The 13106-nt window shown below is 37.8% G+C and carries 3 protein-coding genes; all 3 read left to right on the forward strand.

Features of this window, described 5'->3' with window-relative positions; genetic code table 11:
* The first annotated feature begins 3 nt into the window (after positions 1-3).
* From C8N46_RS09275 to C8N46_RS09285, 3 genes are read left to right on the forward strand one after another with little or no spacing between them, the layout of a single operon-like run.
* Complete coding sequence (locus tag C8N46_RS09275; protein ID WP_108114622.1) at positions 4-10683, forward strand: non-ribosomal peptide synthetase; 10680 nt, start codon at positions 4-6, stop codon at positions 10681-10683.
* An 11-nt stretch (positions 10684-10694) separates the two neighbouring features.
* Positions 10695-11969, forward strand: a complete 1275-nt coding sequence (locus C8N46_RS09280; protein ID WP_158269121.1) for an aminotransferase-like domain-containing protein — start codon at positions 10695-10697, stop codon at positions 11967-11969.
* Between the two features lie 22 nt (positions 11970-11991).
* Complete coding sequence (locus C8N46_RS09285; RefSeq protein ID WP_108114624.1) at positions 11992-13104, forward strand: VOC family protein; 1113 nt, start codon at positions 11992-11994, stop codon at positions 13102-13104.
* Positions 13105-13106: the final 2 nt, after the last annotated feature.

A 13106-nucleotide genomic window follows, 5' to 3' on the forward strand; every position in this document is an offset into this window, starting at 1 on the left:
TTTATGAATACAGAAGTAAAAAAGTTACTAAATATACTAAGGGAAGCTAATATTAAAGTTTCATTGAAAGATGATAACTTACAAATAAAATCCTATGGGCAAAAAATAGCGCCTGCATTGGTGCAACAACTCAAAGCTAATAAAGCAGAGTTGATTGCATACTTAAAAGAAAACAATGCGCATACAGACATGGAAATTACCAAAGCTGCGGAGCAGAAAAACTATCCAATGTCTTTAAATCAGCGCCGTTTGTGGGTCATTAGTCAATATGAAGACATGGCTGGCTTGTATAACATTCATGACTATCGTTCACTGCCAATAGGATGCGATACGGACATATTCAAGAAGGCTGTAACAGCTTGTATTGAACGTCATGAGGTATTACGAACAATCTTTAAAGAAAACCATCTTGGAGAAGTTCGTCAATGGATTATTCCTGTAACATCTTTCAACCTTTCGATAGAAGAAAAAGATGTAAGCGTAGCGGACAATCCAAAAGCAGCAATGGTAGCGTATATTGACGAAGATGCTAAAAAACCGTTTGTACTTTCCGAAGGACCGCTAATTCGTATTTGTCTGTTTAAATTAGCTGAAAACACCTATACTTTTTACTTCTGTATTCATCATTTGGTATTTGATGGTTGGTCGTCTAGCATACTGTTACAAGACATTATGACGTTGTACCAATCGTTTGCTCTGGAACAAGTTTCTCCATTACCCGAACTTCCAATTCAATACAAAGATTTCTCCGTGTGGCAATTGGAACAGCTTACTTCTGGAAAATACGAACCACACAAAGCCTATTGGAAAGATCGTTTATCGGGTTCATTAGGATTAATCAATTTACCGACAAATAAAGTACGTCCGCGTATCATGAGTCACGAAGGTCATCGCTTAAGTATGGCGGTTTCTAAAGAACATGTCGAAAAATTAAAAGCATTTTGTACCAAAGAAGGCACCAGTTTATATACAGGTTTGGTAGCAATTTTAAAAGTATTATTATACAAATACACAGGACAAACCGACATTTTGGTAGGAACGTCTACAGCAGATCGTTTTATGTCGGAATTAGAAACGCAAATCGGTTTTTATGTAAACACAATTGTTCTCAGAAACCAGTTAGAAGGAAATACAACTTTTCTCGATTTCTTTTCAAAAATTAAAAAATCAATTCTAAGTGATTTTTCACATCAAGAATATCCTTTTGACAAAGTAGTAGAAGATATAAACATCACAAGAGATCCGTCAAGAAGTGCACTTTTTGATGTTTTCATTACCTATCTCAACATTGAAACAAAAGAAAAAAACAGTGAATTTCATGAAGATGGTATAAAAGACAACGGATTGGTCTTATCGAAATTTGATTTAGATATTGGAATTAATGTCATTTCAGATTTGCTTCATTTTGATGTCACGTACAATACTTCTGTCTATGAAGAAGCGATGATTGTTCGTTTTATGGAACATTTCAGAAACTTACTTCAAGTTGTTTTGGAAGCTCCTAACGAATCTATTGATGCTATCAATATTCTTACAGAAGAAGAACGTACACAACAACTAGAAGATTTCAATCCGACAGTCAAAGAATTGGTTCATGGAAAAACCATTCTTTCTTACTTCAAAGAACAAGTAGCAAAAACTCCAGAAAATATTGCTGTATCCTATGAAAATCGCAGTCTAACGTATCAAGAGCTAGACACGCAAACCGATCAATTAGCAGCCTATTTACTATCTAGGTACACAATTGAGCCAAATACCATTATTGGAATACACTTATCGCGAAACGAAACAGTAGTAGTTGCTATTTTAGCCATCTTAAAAGCGGGCGGCGCATACTTACCAATAGCAACGGACATACCAGAAGACCGTAAAAAGCACATGTTGAATGATAGCGATGTTTCGGTAGTCATAACAGAAGCTACCTATGCGTTTGACATGGATTATTTTGAAGGTGAATTGTTTGCACTAGATGTAGAAGACGAATACTTAACAGAAGATGTGTCTAACTTCACACCAAAAGCTTCGGTGGACAATTTGGCATATATCATCTACACCTCAGGTTCAACAGGAATGCCAAAAGGCGTAGCGGTAAATCATTACACGCTCACAAACTCCACAATAGTTCGAAACAACTATTACGAAGAAAACATCAATTCGTTTCTATTAGTGCCATCATTCGCGTTCGATTCCTCCATTGCCGTTATTTGGAATACGTTGACTACGGGCGGAACCTTGCATGTAGTAAATAACGAAACACTCAAAAATCCAGAGGCAATTCTAAGCGTATTAAAAACACAAAAAATAGAAGGAATTTTGGGTGTTCCATCGTTTTACAAAGTCATCATTAGTGATGAGCGATTTGTGGAAATGGCGTTAAAACGTGTCATCCTTGCGGGAGAAGCCTTGCCGAAACCGTTAGTAGCGTTGCATTACGAAAAAACTACCAACTGCAAACTCTACAACGAATACGGACCAACGGAAAACACCGTATGGGCAAGTGTTTGTGAAATTCCTGAACATATAGAAAACATCACCATTGGGAAACCAATTGACAACTCACCAATATATGTACTTTCGGAAGAACATGCACTAATGCCACTTGGCGTTGTAGGCGAATTGTACATTGGTGGAAACAATCTTGCAGTTGGTTATTTAAACCGAGAAGAATTAACAAACGAAAAATTCCTTCCAAATCCTTTCCGAAAAGGAGAACGCATGTACAAAACAGGCGATTTAGGTAAATGGACCGCAGATGGAAACATCGAATTCATCGGAAGAGCTGATGATCAGGTAAAAATTAGAGGATATCGTGTAGAATTGGGCGAAATTGAAAAACGCCTGTTAGAACTTACTTATATCAAAGATGCTGCGGTTATTGCTATTGTAGATGCAGAAGGCAACAAAGAACTGGTAGCTTTTGTAGTTGCAGAAAAAGCGCTAAATGGAAGCGACTTACGAAAAGACTTAGAGGAAAACCTGCCTGCATACATGATTCCTGCAAGCTTTGTACAATTAGACAAAATTCCACTTACCAAAAACGGAAAAGTAGACAAAAGATATCTTGAAAATTACGAAGGTGAAACTATTAACTCTGGCGTTGCGTACCAAGAAGCCACAACAAAAGAAGAAAAAGTATTGGTCAATGTTTTGGAAAGCGTTCTTAAAAAGCAAAACATCAGCATTGAAGACAGTTTCTACAACTTAGGAGGCGATTCTATCAAATCAATTTTGGTGATTTCACGCTTAAAACAAGAAGGTTATGCATTAAAAATTGACGACATTTTACGCTATCCAAAACTCAAAGACTTGGCAACACACATGGTAGCGGTAACGCATATCGTAGACCAGTCGGAAGTTACAGGAGAAGTAGTATTAACGCCAATTCAGCACTATCTATTTGAAAGCAATCAAATCAAAAACAAAACACATTACAACCAATCTGTCGTATTACAAAGTGCAGTTCGTATCAACAATCGACTGTTGATTGAAACTGTGGAAGCGCTCGTAAAACATCACGATGCATTACGCATGCGTTACGAACAAACAGCAAACGGCTGGACACAAATCAATCAAAAATACAGTCCAGCTACATACGAAGTTTCGTTCCACAATCTATCAGAAGATGACAATGCGGCAGCAAGCATACAAACCATTGGTCAAAACTTACAAACGAGTTTCAATTTACAAAACGGGCCTTTAATTAAAGTCGCACATTTCAAACTCAAACAAGAAGATCGCATTGCCATCATCATTCACCATTTAGTAATTGACGGCGTTTCTTGGCGAATTTTACTGGAAGATTTCGCTACGGCGTATGAACAAAGACGTACAGGAAATACCATCAAATTACCGCAAAAAACAAATTCTTTCCAAGATTGGGCAAAAGCTTTACAACAACAAGCAGAAAGTGATGCAATGTTAGCTGAAAAAGTCTATTGGGAAGACTTGTTAAAAGAAACCATTACACCAATTCCGATAGAATCAACTTCGGAAAGCAATACCAAATTCGCACAAAAAGAAATCGGTTTCCAACTGAGTGAAGAAACAACGCAAGCGTTGCAAACAAAATTTCACCAAGTGTACAATACCAACATCAACGAAGCCTTGCTTACAGGATTGGCATTGGCAATTCGAGATACGTATAACTTGGACATCAGTGTCATAGAATTAGAAGGTCACGGACGTGAAGACATATTAGAAAACACAGACATCAGCAGAACTGTGGGTTGGTTTACGACAACCTATCCTGTGATTTTAAACATCAAAAACACCCAGAAAAAAAGTGATGCACTCATCGCAATCAAAGAAAATTACCGTAACATACCAAACAAAGGAATTGGATATGGAATGTTAAAATACCTGCGTTCAGATGTTCAGTTAGACGTTACTCCAAGTTTGTTATTCAACTATTTAGGTGAATTTGGCGCAGCATCTAGCACAGAAAATACGGAAACAACCACGTTCAATCTAAGTTCAGACAATATTGGTCGCAGTGTGGCTACAGAAAATGAAGAAAGTAGTCTGCTCAACGTTTCTGGAATCATGACCAATGGACGTTTGCAAATGACTATTCGCTATCCAGAAGGTTTCTACACAGCAAGCACGATGCAGCAACTCAAAGATGCCTTCAAAGAAAATCTAGAACAACTCATTGCAGAAATCGTTGCAAAGGAACACGCACAACTTACGCCTTCTGACTTGACATTTAAAGAAATAACTGTTGAAGAATTATCAGAAATCACCAAAAAAGGAACCATAGAAGACATTTACAAACTATCGCCGTTGCAGCAAGGAATCTATTACGATTGGTTGACTGGAAGTTCTTCAAAACTCTACTTTGAACAAACTTCTTATCGTGTGGAAGCGAGTATTGATATTCAAATGATTGAAAAAGCGTATCAATATTTAGTCGCAAAACATGCAGCATTGCGAACAGGATTTACCAACGAATATGCTGGAACGCCACTTCAAATCGTACACAAAGACCTAAAAGGAAACTTCATTTACGAAAAATACCAAGGCGAACATTCTGCGGAAGCAATGCAAGCATTCACGGAAAAAGTGCGTCGCAAAACGCAGGAAGACGGTTTCAATCTAAACGATGCTTCTTTGATGAAATTGCACGTGCTAGACTTTGGAAGCAACAGATACGAATTTATTTGGAGTCATCATCACATTCTCATGGATGGTTGGTGTGTGAGCATTTTAATCAACGATTTCTATAAAATAATTGCAAGTCTACAAGCTAATGAAGAAGTAGATATTACGGTAAATTACAAGTATTCAGATTACATTCAATGGCTTGAAAAACTCAACGAAAACAAATCGTTAGCCTATTGGAAAGAATATTTAGGCTCGTATGCAGAATTTGTTGAAATTCCTTTCAAATCAACAGAAAACACAACGAATCGCATCCAAATCAATACGACGAAAAGTTTTGCCATTCAAGATGAGGTATATGATAAATTAACGACGTTTTGTAGTGAAGTTGCCATTACGCAAAACACCTTCTTGCAAACAGTTTGGGGATATTTATTATCAAAATACAACAACACCAAAGACGTGGTGTATGGTGCTGTTGTTTCGGGCAGACCTGCCGAGTTGGATGGAATTCAGGACATGATTGGGTTATTTGTAAACACCATTCCCGTGCGCGTGCAATACGAAAATGACACTACGGTGGAAGAAATCCTCAAAAATGTTCACCAAGATACGATTGCAGGAAACAAGCATCATTACTTGACCTTATCGGAAGTGCAATCGCAAAGTGAATTGGGAAGTGACCTTATCAATCATTTGATGATTTTTGAAAACTATCACGTACAAGAATATGAAGAAGGCGAAAAAGCAGCGGAAACTCAAGAAGCAACCAATAATACGACTTCAAACGGATTAACCATTACAGGTGCCACCAATCTTATTGAACAAACCAATTATGACTTTAACGTAGTTGGATATCCTGAAAACAATGCACTCATCGTTGATTTTAGATACGACAATACAAAATATGACGAAGCTGGTGTACAAAGCTGTTTGAACCATTTCCACAATTTGATAGAAGCATTCTTAGACAACAAATCTGCCAAACTTTCGGACTTGGATTACATGCACGAGGTGGAAAAACAACAATTGCTGTTGGATTTCAACGGAACAAACATCTCCTATCCAAAAAACGTGACGGTAATTGACATATTCGAAAAATATGCTACTGAACATCCGCACCAAACAGCAATTGTAGGAAACGAAAAAAATCATACGTACGCGGAGTTGAACGAATTGGCAACACGCTACGCGTCATATTTACAACAAGAAGGTGTACAACAAACGGATTGCGTCATCATAAGCTTGCCACACAATGCAGAAATGATGGCAGCATTACTAGCCGTAAAGAAAATAGGAGCCGTGTGCGTTCCTGTTGACCCAAGCACGCCTAAAGAACGTGTAAACTTCTACGCTGAAAACAGTCATTCGGTACTCAAAATAGACGCGGAAACACTCAAATTGATGAATGCTTTTGAAGCTACAAGCAACGTCAAAATTGACCGAAAAGCAGGCAATACTACAGAAGCGATTATCTATACCTCAGGTTCAACGGGAGTTCCAAAAGGTGTGAAAATTGCATCACAAAGTGTGATTAATCGTCTCAATTGGATGTGGGAGACCTATCCTTTTGAAGCTTCTGAAGTATGCTGTGCCAAAACATCACTCAGTTTCGTAGACCATATTTGGGAATTTTTTGGACCGTTACTCAAAGGAACTCCAATCGTATTCTACAACAAAGAAGAAATCTTGGAAATTCCACAATTCATCGAAAAACTCAGCAAAGACAAGGTGAGCAGAATTGTATTAGTGCCAAGTTTATTACGCGCACTGTTGGCTGAAAAAGAACTATGTCAAACCAAACTTCAAAAACTGAATCTTTGGGTGAGTAGTGGAGAAGCATTGAAAGAAAATGATGTGCAACGTTTTTACAACACATTCAGACGTGCAGACATCAAATTACTCAACATTTACGGTTCAACAGAAGTGACGGCAGATGCCACGTATTACGATACTTCCGAAAAGTACAATACATACGCGAAATTCGATTTATTCAAGCATTCGCTCAAAGATGAAATCGATACGTTAATTACGAATCGTGAGCATGATGATACCATTGTAGCCAATTCATTTGCATCGCTATTAGAAAGTGATATGTACAAAGGATTGGACTTTGAGAAAAAATACTCGTCACAAGAATATATACAACTGCTCAAAAACGAAATATTGCCAAACGTGATGAATGTTGCTGCGTCAAAATTCATCGGACACATGACTGGACCAATTCCTGCTATTGTTCGCGAATTAGGCGCGTTGGTCATTGCGTTAAATCAAAATCAGGTAAAAATTGAAACCTCAATGGCTGCCACGCTGATTGAGCGTCAAATCATAGGGTATTTTCATAAACTGGTATTCGACAAACCAACGGCACTTTATGATGAAACCTTGCAAGATGTCAATCATACCTTCGGAATCATCACCAATGGCGGAACCATTTCCAACATTACTGCAGTTAGTTACATTCTAAATCACAAACTAGGACCAAAAGGAAACTTTAAAGGCATCAAAAAAGAAGGATTGATTGCTGCATTAAAATATTATGGTTATGAAAATGTAGCGTTACTAGGCTCTAAAATGTGTCATTACTCGTTCGACAAAGCCATGAAGCTTACAGGTTTGGGCTCAGATGCATTTATTGAATTTGATTACGATCACAAAACTACTGAGGAAATTCACGCAGAAATCACCAACAAAATTAAGGCATTGCGAGCGGCAAGAACCTTAGTTATCGGAATTGTGGGAATTGCTGGCGCAACGGAATCTGGAAACATTGATCACTTAGAAATGTTGGGCGATATCGCCAAAGAGCATCAATTGCATTTTCATGTAGATGCTGCTTTTGGCGGAAGTTTCTTGATGGACGACCAATTGAAGCCAAAATTTAAAGGAATTGCAGCTGCAGATTCAGTATCTATCTGTGCGCACAAGCAAATGTATTTACCAATCGGATTGAGTATTTGCTTGTTCAACGATACGAGTTTTGCCTCGGCTTCGGAGCATAATTCCAACTACCAAGCACGAAAAGGAAGTTACGATTTAGGAAAACACACCATTGAAGGAACGCGTAATTTCAACAGTTTGATACTGCACGGAATACTAAGCACGTATGGGAAAGAGTCCTTTGCAGAAGTCATTCACAACAACTATCAAACGGCACAAACCTTTGCGGCATTGATAGAAGCGCATCCTGCATTTCGTTTGTTTTACAAGCCAGACTTAAATATTGTATTGTATCAATTCATTCCACAAGCATACAGAAACTTACCAACGCTGACGGATGAAGATATCAAAGCGATAAACGAAGTCAATTTGAAAATTCATGCACTACAGCTAGAAAAAGGTTCGTCATTTGTATCGTACACGCGCATCAAAAAAGAACAAAATGAAGAAGATCATGTCGTAATGCGCACGGTTTTTATGAATCCGTACACCACAAAGCAAGATTTGCAAAGCATCTTGGAAGAGCAAGCAGCCATTGCGACTGAACGTTTTACAGGAACGCAAACTGCTTTTCAAGCGTCAAATAAGAATATTCTTATCGGAAAACCAATTGGAAACGTGCAAATCTACATCATGAACGAAGCGTTGGAAATTGTTCCAATTGGCGTTACAGGCGAAATATGTGTTTCGGGCGATTGTGTCTCGGCTGGTTATATGAACTTAGATCAAAAAGAGCAGAAATTCATTGAAAATCCGTTCCAAAAAGGAGCAAAACTGTTCCGTACGGGCGACTTAGGAAAACGTTTGGCAGATGGAAACATTGCGTATGTGGGACGTAAAGACGATCAAATAAAAATTCGTGGTCATCGTATTGAGTTGGGTGAAATTGAAGCACAATTAAAAGCAATGACAGCAATTTCAGAAGTAGTCGTATCTGTTAGAGAAACCACTTCGGGCGAAAAAGAATTGATGGCCTTTATCGTAGCTTCATCTGCAATAACAGCAACGGAAATCTATACACATTTGGCTGAAAAACTACCTGTGTACATGATTCCAGCGAAATTCACGTTGTTAGATAAAATTCCACTCACGGTGAATGGTAAAGTGGACAAAGTTGCCTTGTCAAAAATAGAAGGCACCGCGTTGAACACACAAGTGGAATACGTAGCGCCAAGTACCGAAGAAGAAAAGGTATTGGCAAGCATTCTGGAAAACATCTTGCAAACGAGCAATATCAGCATGTTCGATAGTTTCTATCTCTTAGGCGGAAACTCTATCACATCGCTGAAAGTAGTTTCGCAATTGAAAAAAGCAGGATACGATTTAGAAATCAAAAATCTGCTAAACAATCCAACAATTGAAACCATTGCTAAAGCGATGCAACCAAGTAAAAAGGAAGAAATTACCGCAACTTCAACCGATTGGAAAGCGCAAAAAGTGGTAAATATTTCAGGAAATCAAGAACGTTTCTTCCGATTGCCACACAGTCAAGTAAGTTTTACTGCGGAAATTCCTTTTACAACGACAATCGACTTTGAAACATCGTTACGAGCATTTTTAGAACAATTTCCAATGCTACGCATTCAGTTTGCAAACAACGGAACTACGGTAACGCAACAATATGCAAACGCTGCAAAAGTTGCTATTGAAATTTATGATGCCGCAACAATTACAAATATAAATGAGCGCATGCATAGCGAATTTGATGTGTATGGTGCATTGCTCAGAATTTTTATTCTCGAAAAGGACGAAAACTCAGCAAAAATAGTGTTTAGCACGCATCACGCTTTATTGGATGCGTATAGTAACAATGCGATTGAAACTGCTTTCAAAGCATACTTCAACGGAGAAAATGTAACTACAAATTCACAAGAGGATTATTTCAGTTTTGTAGCATGGCAGCAAAATTTCTTGAATTCCGCTCAAGCTGAAACGACAAGAAACTATTGGAAAAACCTCTTAAATAAAACAATTCAACACGAAACCACAAACAGCATTTCATTAGAAGTTTCTGGATACGTTGAACAAAAAATTGTGCTAAACAGTACCAAATTACAGCTGTTAAAAGAATTGGCGGCAAGTGTGGGCGTACCTGTTTCAGCAGTATTGTATGGATATTACCAAAAACTATTGCAAACGTTGGCACCAGAAAAAGAAATTGTCGGTGTCATGGTGAATGGAAGAGAGCAACAAGTGGCGAATTTGGAAATGGAAACTATGATTGGTGTAATTGATAATCTACTGCCATTGCCAATCATTAAAAACGAATTGCTATCACAAAACGAATTGATTCTACAGAGTTATCAACAATACTTAGAAGCGCGTCAATACCAGCAAATTCCGTATACAACCATGTTACAAGATGCACAACACGCATACAACAAAAACATTGATGCGGTGATGGCGGGACAGTTCAATTATCAAATTTGGCAAAACAAAAAACACAGTCTTTCGCAAGTGTACAGCACGCGCAACTTGACCAATATGTACGTAATGCCAGGCATACACTTAAATTGTATTGAATATGCCAATGCGTTGGAAGTAACCTTAGTATGCAGCAAAGAAATTCTAGAAAAAATGGACGATTCCTTTGGAAAAGAACTCTTTGCAGAAGATTTGCTATCAACCAACATCAACGCTTAATTAGAGCAACAATGACAAACAAATCACTCAACAAGCTAGAAGAAGATGTAATGGGCTTCCTAAATGAAGTACAACTCAACTTTCCAGAAGCCATTTCGATGGCTTCTGGAAGACCTGAGGAATCTTTTTTCGATTTACAACATGCACAGGAATACATGGATATGTTTGTGAATTTTAGAAGCAAGGAAACGAATGTTTCCACCGACGCCTTTTTGAGAAGTTTGGGACAATACAACCGAACCAAAGGAATCATCAACGATATTGTAGTTAAATATCTTAAAAACGACTATCAAATTGATTGCTCACCAGCGGATATCATTGTAAATGTAGGTTCGCAAGAAAGCATGATTCTTTCTTTGTTAGCACTTATGAATCGTGATGAGGATGTGTTTTGTGTGGAAGATCCTTCCTATGTGGGAATCAGTCACTTTGCGTTGATTAACGGTTACGAAACTGCTCCAATAGCTGTAGATGCAGAAGGAATCAATTTGGAAGCATTGGAAAAAACCATTGAAGCGACAATAACGAAAGGAAAACGCGTCAAAGCCGTATATGTCATTCCCGATTTTCAAAATCCTACAGGAATTCGCACACCGATTGAAAAGCGTAAAAAGCTGTTGCAAATGGCAGCAACGCACAATTTCATGATTATTGAAGACAATGCTTACGGAGATTTTGTGTTTGAAGACGTAGCCTATCCAACGTTGAAATCGCTTGATACAGAAGGAAATGTAATCTATCTGCACTCGTTTTCTAAAAGTTTGCATCCATCCTTACGAATGGGCGTGATGGTCACTGATAAAGTGTTTAAAGACGGCACAAAACTGAGCGATATTGTTGCCAAAATAAAAGGCTATACCACGGTAAATTCACCTGCAATTCCACAAGCCATTTTAGGAGGAGTATTGCTCAAAAATAACTATTCACTTCAAAAATATAACGAAGAAAAGTGTCACAACGTACGTCAAAAACGAGATAGTGTATTGGCATCATTGACCAAGTATATCAATGCTTCTCAAAATGAAACTTTGCAAACGGTTTCTTGGAATGTGCCTGAAGGCGGTTACTTTTTAACACTTACATTGCCTTTTGCCATAACCAAAGAAGACGTTACTGCTTGTGCAAAAAACTATCATGTCATCTTTACACCGATGTCTTTCTTTCATCTCTCTAAAGGAGGTGAAAATCAAATCCGAATAGCATACAGTTATGTCAAAATAAATCAAATAGAAACAGCGATTGAAAACTTGGTACGTTTTCTCGCTACAAAAATTACCAATACATAATACTTATTAACCTTATTACACCATGGAAAAAAAATTAATTGAATCAGACTTCTTAAAAGTCGAATATGACTTTATAGAATACTATGTCGGAATGGCGAAAATGGTCGTCTACTGGCACGTAAAAGCCCTCGGATTTGAAGTCATAGCGTACTGCGGACCAGAAACGGGCTATCCGGAACAATGTTCGTATTACATCGTAAAAAATGATATCAAATTGGTCATCACCTCAGCTTCCAATCCAAAATCATATCAAATTGTATCGTTTGTCGATTTGCACGGAAATGGAATCAAAAGAATTGGCGTAAAAATTAAAGATGTGCCAACTTTTTATCAAAATGCTTTAGAAAAAGGTGCAGTTCCGATGCGTTTTCCGTACACCATTTCAGATGCGCATGGTTCGGTAGATATGGCCTCTGTGAAAATTTTTGATGATAACGAAATTGTCTTTGTCGATTATGATAAGTATGACGGCGTTTTTATGCCAGGGTTTGAACCTGTAGAAAGCGGTGAATGGGATTTTGACAAAGAAGAGTCCTATTTGCAAGATATTGACCATATTGCCAGCGCATTGCGAATCAATGAAATTAAAATTTGGGAAACGTACTTTAACAACATTTTCTCATCCAAAACGGTATCCTGCTTTGATGAACGCCAAAAAGATGGCGAAAATAAAATAGGAATGTATTTAAAAGTGTTGCAAACGGACGATAAACAAGTCAATAACGTTTTGGTAGAACCTGATCAACACAAAAACACACAAGTACAATTATTCATCGATCAAAATTACGGTTCTGGAATTCAGCACATTGCGTTTTCATCGTCAAACATCTTTAAATCGGTAGAAATACTGCGAAAAAACGGCGTAAAATTCACATCGTTTCCAGATTCTTATTACAACAATTTGCGCAAAAAATATCCAAAGCTCGATGTTGATAAAATGCAGAAACACGGCGTTTTATGTGATGTGATTGACGATACGTTTTTACTACAAGTATTTACAGCACCTATTGGCGATAGAGCAACATTCTTCTATGAAATCATACAACGTGTAAATTATTATGAAGGTTTCGGTTTAGATAACATTCACGCGTTGTTTGAAGCGATGGAAGAGGAAGTAATGATGAATAAATCATAAAA

It is taken from the genome of Kordia periserrulae, assembly GCF_003054265.1.
Lineage (GTDB): Bacteria > Bacteroidota > Bacteroidia > Flavobacteriales > Flavobacteriaceae > Kordia > Kordia periserrulae.

Bases quoted from the DNA above. Each gene is read 5' to 3' on its own strand.
- C8N46_RS09280 (WP_158269121.1), top strand. From the start codon at position 10,695: ATGACAAACAAATCACTCAACAAGCTAGAAGAAGATGTAATGGGCTTC.
- C8N46_RS09285 (WP_108114624.1), top strand. From the start codon at position 11,992: ATGGAAAAAAAATTAATTGAATCAGACTTCTTAAAAGTCGAATATGAC.
- C8N46_RS09275 (WP_108114622.1), top strand. From the start codon at position 4: ATGAATACAGAAGTAAAAAAGTTACTAAATATACTAAGGGAAGCTAAT.